Annotated in this window: 14 protein-coding genes; 9 read left to right on the top strand and 5 right to left on the bottom strand. The window is 58.9% G+C overall.

What is annotated here, in order from left to right:
- Positions 1-59: 59 nt before the first annotated feature.
- Entirely contained in the window at positions 60-1,424 is a 1,365-nt protein-coding gene (locus M2447_RS11125) for a hypothetical protein (RefSeq protein ID WP_277558661.1), read from the bottom strand.
- A 168-nt stretch (positions 1,425-1,592) separates the two neighbouring features.
- On the opposite strand from M2447_RS11125, the gene M2447_RS11120 reads away from it, so the two are divergent.
- On the top strand, positions 1,593-2,705 hold the full coding sequence (locus M2447_RS11120) for a WD40 repeat domain-containing protein (protein ID WP_277558659.1): 1,113 nt from the start codon (positions 1,593-1,595) through the stop codon (positions 2,703-2,705).
- 226 nt (positions 2,706-2,931) lie between these two features.
- On the opposite strand, the gene M2447_RS11115 is transcribed toward M2447_RS11120, so the two are convergent.
- Positions 2,932-3,138 carry a SlyX family protein gene (locus tag M2447_RS11115; RefSeq protein ID WP_277509251.1) on the bottom strand — a complete coding sequence of 69 codons (207 nt, stop codon included), beginning with the start codon at positions 3,136-3,138 and terminating at the stop codon, positions 2,932-2,934.
- Between the two features lie 347 nt (positions 3,139-3,485).
- Here M2447_RS11115 and M2447_RS11110 point away from each other — a divergent pair, with 347 nt between their 5' ends.
- Positions 3,486-3,950: a helix-turn-helix transcriptional regulator gene (locus M2447_RS11110; protein WP_108824410.1), complete on the top strand. Its 465-nt coding sequence runs from the start codon at positions 3,486-3,488 to the stop codon at positions 3,948-3,950.
- A gap of 278 nt (positions 3,951-4,228) precedes the next feature.
- Here the strand turns inward: M2447_RS11110 and M2447_RS11105 are convergent, their stop codons facing one another.
- The 3 genes from M2447_RS11105 to M2447_RS11095 all read right to left on the bottom strand — a co-directional run bounded on the left by M2447_RS11105 (position 4,229) and on the right by M2447_RS11095 (position 7,610).
- Positions 4,229-5,332, bottom strand: coding sequence for a serine hydrolase (locus tag M2447_RS11105; RefSeq protein WP_277558657.1), 1,104 nt, complete (start codon positions 5,330-5,332; stop codon positions 4,229-4,231).
- A 131-nt stretch (positions 5,333-5,463) separates the two neighbouring features.
- The gene (locus M2447_RS11100) at positions 5,464-7,080 is read right to left on the bottom strand and encodes a glycosyl hydrolase family 28-related protein (RefSeq protein WP_277558655.1); all 1,617 of its coding nucleotides are present in this window, start codon (positions 7,078-7,080) and stop codon (positions 5,464-5,466) included.
- Between the two features lie 140 nt (positions 7,081-7,220).
- On the bottom strand, positions 7,221-7,610 hold the full coding sequence (locus M2447_RS11095; RefSeq protein WP_277509247.1) for a DUF3568 family protein: 390 nt from the start codon (positions 7,608-7,610) through the stop codon (positions 7,221-7,223).
- A gap of 210 nt (positions 7,611-7,820) precedes the next feature.
- On the opposite strand from M2447_RS11095, the gene M2447_RS11090 reads away from it, so the two are divergent.
- The 7 genes from M2447_RS11090 to M2447_RS11060 all read left to right on the top strand — a co-directional run bounded on the left by M2447_RS11090 (position 7,821) and on the right by M2447_RS11060 (position 16,064).
- Positions 7,821-9,242, top strand: a complete 1,422-nt coding sequence (locus tag M2447_RS11090) for a TolC family protein (protein WP_277558654.1) — start codon at positions 7,821-7,823, stop codon at positions 9,240-9,242.
- A gap of 38 nt (positions 9,243-9,280) precedes the next feature.
- On the top strand, positions 9,281-10,399 hold the full coding sequence (locus M2447_RS11085; protein WP_277509245.1) for an efflux RND transporter periplasmic adaptor subunit: 1,119 nt from the start codon (positions 9,281-9,283) through the stop codon (positions 10,397-10,399).
- 9 nt (positions 10,400-10,408) lie between these two features.
- The gene (locus M2447_RS11080; protein ID WP_277558653.1) at positions 10,409-11,662 is read left to right on the top strand and encodes an ABC transporter permease; all 1,254 of its coding nucleotides are present in this window, start codon (positions 10,409-10,411) and stop codon (positions 11,660-11,662) included.
- Complete coding sequence (locus tag M2447_RS11075) at positions 11,659-12,390, top strand: ABC transporter ATP-binding protein (RefSeq protein ID WP_277558651.1); 732 nt, start codon at positions 11,659-11,661, stop codon at positions 12,388-12,390. Before M2447_RS11080 ends, M2447_RS11075 begins: the two co-directional genes overlap by 4 nt.
- 353 nt (positions 12,391-12,743) lie before the next feature.
- The gene (locus tag M2447_RS11070) at positions 12,744-14,426 is read left to right on the top strand and encodes a DUF11 domain-containing protein (RefSeq protein ID WP_277509241.1); all 1,683 of its coding nucleotides are present in this window, start codon (positions 12,744-12,746) and stop codon (positions 14,424-14,426) included.
- 99 nt (positions 14,427-14,525) lie between these two features.
- Positions 14,526-15,290, top strand: coding sequence for a hypothetical protein (locus M2447_RS11065; RefSeq protein WP_277558649.1), 765 nt, complete (start codon positions 14,526-14,528; stop codon positions 15,288-15,290).
- A gap of 105 nt (positions 15,291-15,395) precedes the next feature.
- Entirely contained in the window at positions 15,396-16,064 is a 669-nt protein-coding gene (locus tag M2447_RS11060) for a hypothetical protein (protein WP_277558648.1), read from the top strand.
- Positions 16,065-16,342: the final 278 nt, after the last annotated feature.

Genomic DNA, 16,342 nt, shown 5'->3' with positions numbered 1-16,342 from the left:
TCGCAAGCTCGTAGACCAAAGAAATCTCAAGTCCGAAAAACCGAAATTTAAAAAAGGCGTCAATCGTGCAACTGGCTGCGGAAAACAATTATGTCGGCGTGGCCGGCGGCGAAGGAAGAGGCGGTTGCCGGAACTGTGATCGTGAAGGTTTGTTTCTGGAGGTAGACGGGCTGCATGTCCTCGTCGAGAAAGTCGAGCGTGACGGGATGCGTTCCGGGCGGAAGTGACAGCGGAAGGTAGCAGAGGTGGCGGGGCAGATTTTCCCACGCGCGGGTGTCGGCTTCCGTTTTGGTGGCGTTTGAAAGCGCGGATGCGCCGATGCCGATTGCAACGAGGGCGCCGATGCCTATTGCGATGGGCGCAAGGACCGCGCCGATGTCACTTCCGTCATCATGGTCATCCTTGTGTTTTGGTTTGTGGGAGTTGCGGGGCTTGGGAGGGCGGGCGGGGGGCGGCGGGTTATACGGCGCGGGCACGTCGCCAATGCCAAACTCGGTGTTGGCGAGCGCGGTTGCCAGCAGGGAGGGAATGGCAAGCGCGGCATCGGCACCCATGCCGGTGTTTTCCTTGAACGCGACCTTGTTGCCGAGAACATGATCCATCACGCGCGGGCCTCGAGTGGTGGCTTGATAACCAAGATCGTCGTATGCGGGAACCGCCTGGGTTTGGCCGGCGACATGCAGCCGGACGTGCCTGACCGGGCCTTTTCTGACGGTGAACCAGAGGCGTTCGCCCGCCTGCCCCGCCGCGTATTTAATCGGCGCGCGTCCGTATTCGACGAAGAGATGGACGTTGGTTTTCAGGTCGTAGTCGGGCGGCGCCGGGACGTGTTGCAACGCGGCGCTGGCGCGGGCCCGGGCGAGCGCGCCTGCTCCGGCATCGGGACTGCCGCTGAGTTTGGCGGTGATGAAACCGTCGAGATAATCGAGCAGGATGTAGTCCGCGGCGTAGGTTTTATCAACGGTGCCGGAATCAAGGAGCGCGGCCGTGCGGAGAAGCGCGCGGGCGTTGTCGGGTTCGCCATCCGCCCAGTAAAGCAACGCGCGGTAAAAGTTGGCCATTACGCGCTCGTAGGGCTCGCCGTAAAAGGGCTTGCCGGCCTCGCTTTTGAAAAGCCCGCGGGCCTTCGCGGCATCGCTGTTGGGTTGTCCGTAGGCCGCGGCGGCGGAGGCGAGGGCGGCGTCGAGAAAAGTTTTCGCAAGCGCGTGTTCCCCGCGGCGAATCGCGGTGCCCGCGGCGCGATATTGCCAGAGGACTTTGTTGCGGGGCGACGCGACATTGATGTTGGCCTGATGATAGGTGAGATAATTGCCTGTGAACGGAATCTCGCGGTCGGCGCGCGGCGTTGATGCGCACCCGCTAAAAATAAGCGCGAGCGAAAGGAGGACGCAGACGGTTTTTTGCGGGATTATTGTTGAAAGCATGCGCATGCGCGTTGTGCGGAATCCAGACTATCGCAAACGAAACGAGTGAAGAGGAAAAGTTCCATCGGGGTGAATTGTAAACATAATCGATACGTTCGTCCTTATCGAATCCCGGCGCAATTTCCCTGCTTCACATTCCGCAATCCGCAATCCACATTTCGCATTCAAATGAATCTGTCGAAACACTGGGCTTCGCTTTTGGATGATTATGTGATCGATCTGGCTTGGTCGCCGGACGGGGAGTTGCTGGCGGCGGCATCGGCGGGCGGCGGCATCTCGATTTTTCGCCCGAAGGCGGTGACGGCGGCATCCGACGTGTCGGAAACCATGCTCCACGAATTGCCGGGCCATGATGATGGCACGAATTGCATCGCATGGGCTCCGGTGACGGCGGGAGGCGCGGTTTCGCGCATGCTGGCGAGCGGCGGTCAGGACGGGGCGGTCAAATTATGGGACGCCGACTCGGGCCAGCATGTGACCACGGCGGAATTGGGCAGTGCGTGGGTTGACCACATCGCATGGCGACCGGGGAAATCAGAGACCGGAGAGCAGGAAAGTGCGGAGACCGGGAAAACAAATTCTCCCGGCGTTCCGGCCTCCTCGCTTTTGGCCGCGGCGGCGGGGAAGGATGTCGTGTTTCTCAACGCCGACGGCTCGGAGCGGCATCGTTGCAAACCCGCGCCGAAAACCGTGCAGGCGATAGCTTGGGAGCCGGACGGCGGCGCGCTCGCGGCGGCGCATTTCGGCGGCGTGCGGCTTTGGGACGGGGACGATTTTGTGCTGCAAAAAGAGCTGCCCTACAACAACGGCATCCACTCGCTGGTCTGGTCGCCCGACAACCGCTGGCTTGTCTCCGGCAATCAGGACCAAAGCGTGCATTTGTGGATTCCGGAGACGGGGCTTGAATTGCACATGAGCGGCTACGAAAGCAAGGTCGTCACGCTGGCGTTTGACCGCAACAGCCAATGGCTGGCGACGGGCGGCGGGCGTGATGCGTGCGTGTGGAATTGCAGCGGGCCCGGCCCCGAGGGGCGCGAGCCCGACTTGCTGCCCCATCCCGAAAAAGTGTGCGCGCTGGCGTTCCAGCGGACGCATGGCTTGCTCGCATCGGCGTCGGAGGACGGCTCGGTGATGCTGTGGAGCCTGGATCGCAACCAGCCCTTGCGCGCCACGGTGAAAATGCCCTCCGCGGCCACAAAACTGGCATGGACTCCGGACGACCGGTTTCTGGCAATCGGCTCCAAAAAAGGAGCCGTGTATGTGCTGTCGGTGGAAGCGTGAGCGCCGGTGGCTTGTCGCGTGTGTTTGCCAAAAGGCCAGTCGACGGCCTTTTGATTCCCCGCGCACGGTGTGTGTTGGTCTGCCCGTGAATATCTTTTTTTCGACTCACCGCGATCGCACTTGGTTTGCGCGTGTTCATATTCGGCGTGGTCCCGCCTTTTTCCTCAAAATAACAAATCAACGAGCCCGCCCGACAGAACACATGTGTTGTGTTAGTATAATTTTATTAATAATGCGGGGGCTTTTCGTTCTGCACATCAAAATTAGACTGGTTGCTTTTATGAGATAATTGCTCTTTTAGGAGTATAAGTTGGTTTTTTAGTAGGTCGATCTCGAACGATTGTGTGCTAATTATGCGATCTTGCTCGGTTGCGTGTTGCTGCAACCAAGTGAGATGTTCTTCGAGTCGGGCGGTGCGTGCTTCGATGTCCATAAAAGAAGTTTCTTGCGCGAGAGAGAAACAGATTGTGCGTAATGTCAATGAGTAACGATAAAACCGACATGTTTTATCGAAGCTGTTTTTTACGGCAAATTAGCCCTTTATTACGAAACAGATAATAGTGATGAGTGTCTAACATTTATATCTAACATGGATATTTTAGTCCAAGGGTGGGGGAATGTCCATCGGCAGTATGACACATTAAATTCAAACACAGCAATTATTCAATACACTCGGATTCTAATTTATGCTACAAACAGCCTATGTAATAACATGTTAAAAAAGTTTGCCGATGTATTGACAAATTAGCAAATAGCATAATCAACTAGTAAATTAATCCAATGAATTACACACAACTCTTTCGTAATCTGAGGGAATCAAAGGGGCTCACGCACGATGGGCTTGCCAAGCTGGTGGGATGTCACAGAAACACGGTTATCAATGTTGAAAGTGGCAGGCCGGTTAAGTTTAAAACCATCGCCGAGCTGATGGCGAAGATGGGGTATGACAGCAATTCACCGGAAACCAAGAGTATCGCGCTGTTGTGGCTCGAATCGATCAGCGGCATCAACCTCACGCAAGAGCAGAGTTCGCACGAGGCGCACGAACGCATTGCGCAATACCGGGCGACGGAGAAGGAGGCCGTGCAATTGCTGAGCGAGCTCGTCATGCGCGAGCATCTCACGGTGAACCAAATCCGCACGCTCTACTACGCCGCCGAGCAGCCCGAGGTGATTGCCATTTTGGAAAGCATCCGGAAGCTCAAGGTGGAGGAGAAAAACGCCGTCAACAACCCGGCGGAGTAAATTCCATAAATAACATATTCCCGCAAAGCCGCATGCCAGCATGCGGCTTTTTTGTTTATACAAAACCGTGCGCGGCAAGGCGGGTTTTTATTTCAACGCGGCCTTTTTATAAGGACGACTTTCCCTTTGAATGGCGCGGCCGTTTTTGGCGGGGCGCCGCCAGCGCTCGAGACGGCGTTCCGCCAGCCGCCGCGTTTGCGGTTCACAAAACCCCGGCGCGAATTTCGCGCGCGCGTTGCGCGGGCGATCTGAAGGCCGCTCTTTTGTCGCAAACTTTTTCAGGCTCGGCCTTGCGATGCCGGCGCTTGCATTTTTGCGTCAAGGATGAGTTTGAGCAGCTTGCCAAGTTGGGCCGAGGTTACTTTGTTGGGGATGTCGGTGTTCACCCGGTGGACGATCACGAGGTCGTATTCCGGAAGGATCAAAATGCAGTGGCCGCCGGCGCCGCGCGCCGAGTAGGAGCCGTCGGGCAGTTTTGCGCCGGGATAATGACGCCCGTCGACCGCGACCCACCACAGGTATCCATAACCGCCCGAGCCGCCGGTTTTCGAATATGCCGCGACGCTTTCGCGCACCCATTTTTCGGGCAGGATTTGCTTGTCCGCCCATTTGCCGTTGCGCAAATAAAGCAGGCCAAAACGCGCCATGTCGCGCGCGGACATGCGGAAGACATACGCCGGGAAATCGGACTCGGGCTCGTTGACAAACTTGGTGTCCGCCGGGACCTGAAAGTCCTCCATTTGGAGCGGGGCGGCGATGTGTTGCCGGAAGGCGTCGAAGACATTTTGTTTCGCGACTTTTTCGTAAATGCCTCCGAGCGCGTTAAAGTCCCAGTTGTTGTAATACCAGAATGCGCCGCGCGGATGGGCGCCTCGCGCGGGGCGCTTTTTTTTCATGGACGCTGTTTCGTAGGCGGCGGGGTGATAAACGCCCGAGCGGGCCTTGAGCAAGTCGCCCACAGTGGCTTGTTTTTCGGCGACTGTGAGCGAAGGGGCTCGGTCGTCGATGCCGAGTTTTTCGAGTGTGTCGTCCACGCTTATTTGCCCGGCTTCCACGGCGATGCCGTAGAGCGCGCTGATGAAGCTTTTTCTGATCGAGTGAGTATTGAGGCGTTTGGTCGTGGCGCCCCATTGGTCGAGAATGACGCCCTTGTGCACAATCATCACCGCCTCGGTGGCGATGGTTCCGGAGTAGGCGCGGGCTTGTTGCAGTTTTTTCGGGGACCAGCCGTATTTTTCGGGCGTGTCGGCGCTCGACCATGTTTTACCGGGGTAAACAGGCGCCAGTTTCGCGGGTTGCGTTTGTGCCGGGCATTGGAGCGCCGAAAGCAGGCAGAGGCCAAGCAGAAGCGTCTGCAATCGAAGGGTTGTGTGGGTTTTCATCGTCAAGGGGAATGCAAAGAGATGCAGCTGGCAAAATGGCTGGCGACACAAATCCACGAAATCCGGCCTGAATGGGGAACAATAACTTTGGGGTAAGATGTGCCGGTGGCTGCCGGATTTTCACGGATGCGCTATTTTTTCAACTCCGTTGTTCTGACGACGGTTTTGGGTTTGGCGTCGTTGTGGATGAAATTTTTCACGTCGGTCAAGTGCGCCCATGCGGACTTTGCCTTGGCGGGCTCGGGGAGCGTGATGTCGCGCAGCGTGATGCCGTCGATGTCCTCCAGCACCAGCGCGGGACGCTCGTCGGGTTGCGTCGTGGCGACTTCGACGTTGTGGAGCTGGAGGTTTTTGACATGGCGGGCGTAGAGCGCGGTCGCCGGCAGAAGGCCGAACATGCTCGGCTCGGGATAGGCGTTGTCGCGCTCGGGCACCGCGTAGGGCGCGCGCTTGCCTTGCACGCCGGGCGCGCCGCCGCGCAGGAAGAAGGCGTTGACGAGCGCGTCGGGTTGCGCGGCGATTTCCTTCATCGTCAGGCCGCCGCGCGTCTCGACGCGGATGTTGGAGAGGCGGATGTTTTCAATGTGATGGCCGGGGATGCCGCTGATGATGAAGGCGGGGAAGCGGCCGTCGGCGTCGGAGGCGACGAGGTTGTCGATGGTGACGCGCTTGATCGAGCCGCCGGGCGTGCCCTTGGGGCCGCGGGCGCGGTTGCCGAGGCGGATGAAGAGCGGGGCGTTCGACACGTCGCGCATGGTGATGTTGCTGATGGCAATGTCCTCGATTTCGGAGCCATCGACGCTTTCGAGCGCGATGCCGCGCGAGCGGTCGAAGACGATGTTCGAGATGGTGATGTTGCGGAAGGGGCCGTTGGACTCGGTGCCGAATTTGATGCGTCCGGTCGGGCCGTCGCGGTCAGGCGAGTGGGCGAGGGTGCGCCGGTAGGTGCCGTCGAGGAGGGTTCCGAGGTCGTAGCCGGTGACGGAGCAGTTCGTGATCGTGACGTGCTCGGTGGGGCGGACTTCGCCGAGGGCGTAGGAGGTTTTGAGGACGATGGCGTCGTCGTTGGGGGTGTTGAGGGAGCAGTTGGAAATGCGGACGTGGCGGCAGCAGTCGATGTCGAGCGCGTCGCGGTTGGTGTCGATGCGGAGGTTGTCGATTGTGAGGTTGTCAACGCCGGTGGCGAGGAGCGCGAAGTGGCCGCCGTGGTAAACGGAAAAATCGCGCAGGGTGACGTTGCGGCAGAGGCGCAGCGCGATGGTTTTGTTGCCGGAGCCCTCGGTCGCGCCCCAGCCGCGGTTGAGGCCGCGTCCGTCGATAAGGCCGTGGCCGGTGATGGCGATGTTTTCGAGGCCGTCGCCGTGGATGAGCGAATTGGCCCAGTGCGAGTGGCCGAAATCCTGGTATTTGAGGTCGCCCCATTTGTTGGGCTCGGGGGCGTCGTAGCCGGTGTCGGCGGCGATGATTTTTGCGCCGGCGTCGATGTGGAGCGTTATGTTGCTGCGGAGGCGGATTGTTGCGGAGAGATATGAACCGGCGGGGAAGTGGACGGTGCCGCCGCCCGCGGCGGACGCGGCTTCAATGGCGCGGTTGATGGCGGCGGTGTCAAGCGTCTTGCCGTCGCCGACGGCGCCGTGGGCGCGGACGGAATGCGAATGCGGAATATCGGGGACGGTTTTGCTGGCGCGGACTTTGGGCATGGGAAGGATGGAGAGGATTGTGAGCAGGATGACGGTGGCGTGTCGCATTGGGGGAGCGCTTGCATGCCAGGATGGTTGGACAGGCGCGGCCGGGGCAAAGCCGCGGCGGGGTGAACAGTCAGACAACTGACACAAAAAAACCGCGCCTTTGCGGGCGCGGCTTTTGGGGGGAGAGTAATGGTTCGCCCTTATTTGGAGGCGAGCAGCTTTTCGACCGTGTTGTAGAACTTGATCGACTGGTCGCGATCGCCGCCGGTGCCCCAGCGAATGCGAATCTTGGTTTGGAGGCTGTTGGCCTCGGAGACTTTGATCTGCACCTTCAGGTCGTTCGCATCGCGGGCAATGATTGTTGATTCAAACTTGCCCTCGGTGAGGGCGACCTCGGTGAGGCCGAGTTGCTGGGCGGCTTCGCGGGCGGTTTGGGTGACGGTGGGCGCGGTCGTGTTGTAGAGGCCTTCGAATTCGCCGAAGTTAAACGCGCCGACGTTGTTTTCCCCGCCGAGGGGGATGTTTTGGCAGCCTGCGACAAAGGCGAGGCAGGCGGCGATGAGGAGGGTGGCTATGGTGTGCTTGAGCATGGTGTTGTGCTGTAAAAACTGAGTGTTAAAAAAGACAGGAACTTTGGACAATGGGTGAATTGCGAGTATTTGTCAGGCGTGAAGTGCGCTTGTTGCATTAATTTGCAACGGGGGCGCGTTTTTTGCATGGAGATATCTTTTGTTTTCGTTGTCAGAGACGGGGTTTCCCGATTCAAAAAACATCTTTTTCAATCATTTTGTGTTTCGGCAATGGCTTTTTTTAACGCACACATCAACAGGCGGTTCGTCTTCGCGGCGGTCCTTTGGGTGATTGTGCCTGGCTGCGGGATGGTTTTTGGGGCGTCGGAGGATGCGTCGGCGCGTGAGACCGTCGTGGCGCGTTTGCAGGCGGAACTGCCGGAGCGCAAACTGCCCGTGCTCGACGAGATGCTGCGCAAGGGGCTCGTGAACGGGCCGGACATAATCATGAAGGAATGGCTGGCGGCGGTGGCGCGCGAGGAGGTGACGGTGGGTCGCGCCCCGATGCTGCCCAATGTGAGCGCGTGGGCGCGCCCGGGGGTGATTTACGAGCAGCACCGCGAATCCGGCGCAAAAGACCGCACCGTGGCATCGGTTTTGTTCAACGTGGGTTTTTACCAGCCGCTGTATCATTGGGGGGCGTTGGAGAAAAATTATCAGATTGCGCAAATCCGAAAGGCGATTGCCGAGCGCAATGTCGCCGAGACGCGGCGGGTGCTCGCGGTGGATTTGCGCAGGCGGTATTTCGACTTTGTGCTTGTGTCGAATGACTTGGAGCTTGCGCGCTTGAAACTGGAGCGGGTTCGGAAGGATCGCGAATATGTGCGGCAGTCGATTGACGACGGCTCGCTCGCCCCGGCGGCGCTTGACGGCGCGGACCGCGAAGTCGATTTGCAGCTGCCCGAGGTTGCGCGACTTGAAAACGAATGCGCGGCGTTGCGCGCGACGCTTGTGCAAATCACGGGAATGACGCCGGCGGAAATCGACCGGCTGCCCGTGGAAATCCCCCCGCTTGCCGACATCGGGGATGCGCTGGCGGCGATATCCGGGATCGTGAGCGCGCCGCCATCCGCGCGCGCCGAGGAGATGGCCGACGCGGCAAGGATCGAGAGACTCAATTACGAAATCGCCAAAAAACGCCTGTATCCAAAAATTGGAGTCGAACTCTCGGTCAACCAAGACGACCGGCGCGACGCGGGCGACACGTTCGGGCAAAAATCGCTCATAACAAGCTGGAACGCGTTGCTCGCGGTGAACTGGTCGCTGTTTGACGGGTTTGCGTCGCAAGCCACCCGCCGCGCCTCGCTCAACCGCCTGCGCGCCTATGAAACCAGCCGCGCGCAGATCGAGCAGCAGGAGGGCGCCGAGCGGCGCGCGGAAACGGCCAGGTTGATGATTGCGTGGCGGCAGTTGCAAAACTCCGAGCGCGACCTGGACAGGGCGCGCGAAGTCCTGGAGCGCGCCGGGCAGGATTTCGCGAGCGGCATGCGTTCGCGGCGCGATGTCGATGACGCGAGGACTTCCCTCAATCACGCGACGCACGGCATCCACGCGGCGCGCGCGCAGTTTTACACAACATTGGCGTCGTATTTGTCAAATCGCGGACGGGACCCGGTCGCGCGGGATCGCGGAAACGCGGTCGCGGGAGATTGATATAATCGAAATATAATATTCATGCCGACTTTATAATAATGAAATTGAAACGCATTTTAATAATACCGGGGGTTCTCGCGGTGGCGGCCGCGGTTGGATTCTGGGTGTATTACCAGAGGCTGCCCGTGGCGGTTGTCGATTCCGTGAAACGGGGGACGGCCATGCGCGTGGTGCCCGCCAACATACTCGTCACCGAGTCGTTCAGCATGGATATAAAGAGCGAGGCGGGCGGGCGCATATTAAAAAGCAATGTGCAGCTCGGGCAGGAGGTGCGGGCGGGCGATGTTTTGTATCAAATCGACACGAAGGACCTCGAGCTCGACATCGAGCGCACGGAGTCGGAATACAGGGCGTTCAAGGACAGCATCGCGCTCGGCTCGCCGAGGCGCTTCGAGATTGCCGCCGCCGAGGAGTCCGTGAAAAACAGCACGCGCCTCGCCGAGCAGGGGCGCATTTCCCAGCAGGAGCTGGACCGCGCCAAACGCGCATTGGAGCAGCTCAAGTTTCACCTGGCCAACGAGGAAATATCAAACCGGCAGAGGCTCGAAAGCTTCGAATTGTCGCTGAAGACCAAAAGGCGCTCGCTCGAAAAGATGGCGGTCGTCGTGGCGAACGACGGCACGATATCCGAGATCGTCGCGCGCGCGGGCGATCTTGTCGGCGGAGGGCAGGTGTTGTGCCGCGTCATTTCGCGAGAGCGGCTTGTGCAGGCGCAAATCAGCGAGGAAAATTTTTCGGGTGTGCGCCCCGGCCTGCCCGTGAACATGCAATTGCTCGGTTACGGCGGGCAGCAGTTCAAGGCCTCGGTTGAGCGCGTGCTTCCCAATGCGGATGAAAAAACGCGGCGCTATATTGCCTACTTGAAGGCTGATATTCCGGAGGACCGCCTTGTGCCGGGGCTCACGGGCGAGGCCAGCATCACGGTGGACCAGCATAATGATGTGTTGATCGCCGACAGGCGCGCGCTGCTGGGCAATTCCGTTTTTGCCGTGCGCGACAATCGTGCGTTCAAGGTTGCCGTGAGCACGGGTTTCTCGGGGTTGAACAATGTCGAGATCCTCGACGGCTTGAGCGAAAGCGATGAGATTATAGTGGATTTCCCCGCGACGTTTCGCGACGGACAGCGCGTGCGTGTCGCAAGGCCGGCGGCGCGCTAATATATAATAATGCAAACGAACCTGAAAATCGCGCTGCGCTTTTTGCTGGCGAAAAAGCGTTCCATGCTGATGAGCCTTGTGGGCATCGCGATGGGGGTTGCGTTTATTATATTAACACAGGCGATCACGAGCGGATTTCAGGAGTTTTTTGTTCGCACAATCATCGGCACCGACGGGCCGATGCGCGTCGAGGACAAGATGTTTCAAAATATGACTCCGGCGGTCGGGGCCGTTGACGCCCAGGGCCGCCCGGTCGGGAGCGTGACCGTGGAAAGCAATCGCAAGTATCAGGAGGGCGTGGCCGAGCCGCGATTGCTGGGCGAGGCGATCAAGCGTTTTCCCGATGTCACAAACGTGTCCGCCGTGTTGCGCGGCAACATCGGCATACAGTCGGCGACGCGCGGGGACGCGGGGCAGGTTTTTGGCATCGAGCTGGACGACCATCTGGCGGTTTCCGACCTGGCGCACCAGATTACAATCGGCGGCATTGATGATTTCAGGCGCGCGCCCTCCGGCGTGCTTGTCGGCTCGGTGCTGGCCAACCGGCTCGGGCTCAGGCCGGGGGATTCCGTGCTAATATCATACGCCGGGCATTCGACGCGTTACAAGGTGTCGGCGATTTATGAAACCGGAATTCGCGATATAGACAAGGTGCGCGTTTTTATGCACATGCAGGAGGCGCGCATATTATTAAACCGCCCCTACGGCGCGACGTATTTGCAAGTCGGTTTGCGCGATATAAACAAGGCGCCCGAAATGGCGGAGCAGGTCTCGCTGATGACGGATCACGTGGCGAAGAGCTGGCAGGAGCGCGAGCAGATTTGGCTGGCGGTGTTCCAGTTTTTCCGGGTCATGGCGGCGATTATAGTATTTACCATAATAGTGGTTTCGGGGCTGGGCATGTTTAACACGCTTTTCATGATCGTCATGGAAAAAACGAAGGAGATTGCGATTTTGCGCTCGATGGGTTTCACGCGCGGCGACATCGGGTTTGTGTTCATGATGCAGGGGATGATGGTGCTTGTGCTGGGCGTGACAATCGGGTGCGCGCTGGGCGCGCTGGCGACTTGGGGCGTTTCGAGCCTGCCCATGCCGAACACGGGATTGTTTGCCGCCGACCATATTGTCGTGGCGTGGCGCGCGCTGCATTATTTGGGCGCGGCGTCGGCGTCGGCGATTGTTGTGTTGATTGCGAGCTTGCTGCCGGCGCGGCGCGCGGCCGAGCTTGAGCCGGCGGCGATCATCCGGGGGGCGTCACAATGAGCGCGATTAATAATAAGGATAATAATATTATACAACCGGAGAACCCGGCGGGAGAGGTGGCGTTGCGTTGTGAGAAACTCGTGCGTCATCTCGGCGAGGGCGAGGCGCGCGTGCATGTGCTGCGCGAGGTTTCGTTTTCGGCGCGTCGCGGTTCGGTCACGGCGATTGTCGGGCCTTCGGGTTGCGGCAAGAGCACTTTGTTATATTTGCTCGGCTTGCTCGACAGGCCGGAGGGCGGGGAAATCTGGATTGGCGGCCGCGATGTCGCGCAGGCCGGCGACGACGAGCGCACGGCGATTCGCAACGAGCACATCGGCTTCGTTTTTCAGTTCCACTTTCTGCTGCCGGAGTTTACGGCGCTTGAAAACGTGATGCTGCCGATGAATCGCCTGGGCCGCTGGCCGGTGGCGAAACGGCTGGACTGGGCGCGGCATTTGCTCGACGCGGTCGGGCTTGGCAAAAAAACGCACCGGCTGGCGACGCAGCTTTCCGGCGGCGAACAACAGCGCGTCGCGATCGCCCGCGCGCTGGCAAACCAGCCTTCAATCATTCTCGCGGACGAGCCAACGGGGAATCTTGATGTAAAAAACTCCGCCATTGTGTTCGACCTGCTCACGCGCCTTGCCAAGGAAAACGGCCAGGCGATCACGCTCGTCACCCACAATCCCGAGATTGCGGATCGATGCGATCGCGTCCGCACGATGCGAGACGGTGTGTTTGTCGATTGACCGGGCGCGAATTCATAATTTTTTGTAAAAAAATGATATTCAATGTCTTAAAATTAAGGATGCGCTTGGTTCCCGCTGGTTTCGTGTTATAAATGCCGGACGCTGAAAACAGGCGGCACCATATTTCCCCAAAATTTCCACTTCAAAAAAACGATTGTTTTTTACATGAAAGAAAAGAACCAAAATACTTCATAGCCAAGAGTTCATGACCAATTTCAAAAACCGGAAGTTTTCGGGCAACTAAAGAGAATTATGCTTGTCTGCTACATGTTAGTCAGTTGAAATTAGTCACAAGCAACTACTGTGTGCTAACCAGTTTGTCCTAACACCAAGTAAACCAGAACCAACCTTCTATGAAACCGATAAGTAAAATCAAGATCACCGGTCTCGCATTCGTCATCGTCGCGTTTTTGGCCACCAATTTGATGGCCGTTCCGCAGTCGAAGCAATATCCGGAGTATCCGCAAAGCAATCCGGCTCCGGCTATTGAGGCCACAAATGCCGCTCCCGCAAAAGCCTACACCGAGGCTCCCGCTGCCGCAGCTCCCACAAGACCTGCCGCAACCAAGACCACCACCACGACCACTACCACCAGAACCACCGTCACCGAGACCAAGCCGGCCACCGTCGTCACCACAAAGACCGAGAGCAAGCCCGCTTATGTTGCTCCCGTGGGCACTGGTGCGATTGGCAACCGTTTTGACTCCAACCTTTACACCATTGAAAAGACCCTGCTCAGCGCACCCGGCGAAGTCGGTTCCGCTTATCAGTATCGCGTTCGTGTCACGGCGCTGGCCGACATCACGGAAGTCCGCGTCACGGAGCATCTCCCCGAAGGCGCGACCTACGTGGGCGCCACGCCCGACGTTGCCAAGAGCGGCAACGACCTCAACTGGGGTTATGCCTCGATGCGCAAAGGCGAGCAGCAGGATACCGTCATCACCGTCCGCCCGAACATGGAAGGCGAGTTCCTGACCGCCACCAAGGTTTGCGTTGACCCCGTGGCCCGCCTCGGCTTCCGCGCCGGCTCCCCGCGTCTTGCCATCGAAAAGATCGGCCCGCGCGAGGCCGAGCTCAACAGCACGATCGGCTACACGGTGCGCGTCTCCAACGTCGGCACGGCCACCGCCAAGGATGTTGTCGTTGTTGACAACCTCCCCTCGGGTCTGCGCGGCAGCGAAGCACAGCCCACCTACACCATCGGCACCATCGCCGCCGGCGAGACCAAGACCGTCAGCATTCCCGTCACCGCCGCCTCGCAAGGCCAGTGGGTCAACAAGGCCACCGCCACCGCCAGCAACGCGGCCTCGGTCAGCGCCGAGTCGCCCGTCACCATTGTCATGTCCCGCATTGGCGTGACCAAGACCGGTCCGGAGCGCCAGACGATCACCCGCAACGCCACTTACACAATCACCGTGACCAACGAGGGCAGCTCGACGCTCGACAACATCACTGTCACGGACGACATTCCGAAGGGCTCGAAGCTCGTCTCGGCCTCCGACGCGCCTGTCACCCAGAACAACAACCAAGTTGTTTGGACCATCGCCTCGCTCGCTCCCGCGCAGAGCGTGACCCGCAACGTCACCATCACCGCCGCCGAGCCGATGACCACCACCAACAAGGTCACCGCGCGCACCGGCAAGGGCCTGACCGCCACCGCGGCCGCCACCACCATCTGGGACGGACCTCCGGGCGTGCTCACCGAGATCATCGACAATGTTGACCCGATCCGCGTCGGCGATTCCGTCACCTACACGATCCGCATCACCAACCAGGGCGCCTATCGTGAAGTCAACAGCCAGATCCGCGTCATCTTCAGCGATGAAATCACGCCGGTCGCCTGCTCCGACAAGACCGCCACAATCACCGGCAAGGTAGTCACACTGCCCGACATGCTCCTCAAGCCGCGCGGCGTCATCACCTTCACCATCCAAGCCAAGGGTGCGCAGGAAGGCGTCGCCACGACCCGCCTTGAGTTCAACTCGTCGTTCCTCCCGAAACCGATCAACAAGGACGAAACGACCTACGTTTACTAACTCAGCACAGCAAGGTGCTCGTGCGCGCCGCCTGCCAAATGATCGAAGGCGGGCGGCGGCCGGGCACCTCTGCATTACCCATATTTTCCTGTAAAAATTATGAAACTAAGAACCATACTCGCCCTCGTCACTGCCGCGGTCGGACTCACGACACTCAATGCGCAGGCTCAAACCACTTCCCAATGGGAAGGTTCCTTCGAAATGCGTTACGCCACGCGCTACGTGTTTCGCGGCGATAAGAAAGCCGGCCAGTCCATGCAGGCCAACTTTGAGTTTAATCCCATCACCGGCCAAGACGGCTTCTTTGTCGGCGGCTGGGCCAACCAGCCCTTCGCCTCCGAAAAGGACTTCGAATTCGACCTCTACGGCGGTTACAAATACCACTGGCAGGGCTTTGAGTTCACCGGCGGTCTCATCGGATACTTCTATCCCGAAGCCGACAACGACCAGACTGATTACACCTACGAAGTCTATGTGAGCGCAGGCCGCGAAATCCTCGAAAACTGGGGCGCGAACGTCACCGCATATTACGACATTCGCACAAAGGACTTCACTGTTGAGGCGGCGACCGGCTATCGCATCCCCTTCAACATCGAGCAGTTCCCTGCCTCGATCGACTTCAGCCTCTTTGTGGGCAATAGCAATATCCGCGACCAGTATCCCGACACCCCGGGACCCGACGTCAAGGACAACTATAGCTACTATGGAGTCACCGTCAGCGCCTCCGTCTGGTTCACCAAGCATCTTCGTGCCACTGTCGGCGTGCAATACGGCGACACCACGAACCGCATGTCCTGGTCCTATGGCTACAACGATGGCAGCGACAACCTCTACGGTTACGCGGGCATCGGCCTGAAGTGGTAACAGTTTCAAGGCGGGGCTCGCGCTTGGCATTAACAAGCGCAGCCCCGTTTTTTTTTGCCCAAAACCTAACTTGCCGTTAAGGCAGTTATTTAACATCAAGAAAAAATGGCATCACGCAAAAGCAAAAAAAATAACACGATCTACGCAGTCGTGCTCTTGCTGCTATTGCTCCTCGCAGGCTGGCTGCTTTGGAAAGTGATGGCTCCAGGTTCGACAACCCAAACCGCCGGCGCCCAACAGCAACCGGCACCGGCCACTCCGATCACCCCCTATACCCCCGCGCCCCCCGCCGCGCCCATTCCAACCATCAGTTTTTCGATGCCGCCGGCGCCGTCGCGCCAGACCGCGCCCGCGGAGCAGCCCGCCCCCCCACAACGGGCCGCTCAACCGACCTCCTCCACGCGCGCCACAACCGCCGCTCCGGCGCCCACGCGTTCCACGACCACTAGAAAATCGACAAAGACTGCGCCCAAGAAGACGGCAGCCGCGACGCCCAAGAGCTCCGTCCGCCGCGCTCCCACACGCCCAACCCGCCCCGCGGTGGCAGCAACGGCGACCACAGGGATGCCCGGCAGCCCGATTGACGGCATGGCTATTGTTAAGGGTAAGCGATATGACCCTGCCACGGGTCGGCACTATCTTATTTGTGCGAGTAGCAAAACCAATCTCACCTACGTTTACGAAGTAGACATCGCGACCTATAACGAAGCCACCGACCGCCTGATGTATAATCCCGCCAAGGTCGCCAACTGGAAGTTCATAAGCAGCCAATAACGCTTTCGCCCTCAAAAAAATCAACGACCATATGTCTTATGCTGACGCGCTTTTTATAGCGCGTCTTTTTTGTGTGGAAAACGAAAAGATTGGGAAAGGGAAATGGCGCTGGCTTTGTTGGTGGTTTGTCCTAACTGCAACGCGAAGGAAAGCCGCTCCGCGACAAGCATGGTTTTCGCATTTAACCTGAAAACCGCGATTGGAGATTAATTTTGCAGCAGGCCCGGGGGGATGTCCCTTGGTTTTTCACCGGGCGGTTCCAATCGCGGCGCGATTGA

The organism is Ereboglobus sp. PH5-10 (assembly GCF_029504735.1).
Taxonomy (GTDB): domain Bacteria; phylum Verrucomicrobiota; class Verrucomicrobiia; order Opitutales; family Opitutaceae; genus Ereboglobus.
Note: the sequence above shows the minus strand (reverse complement) of the source record. Positions and strands in the feature narration are given on the sequence as shown.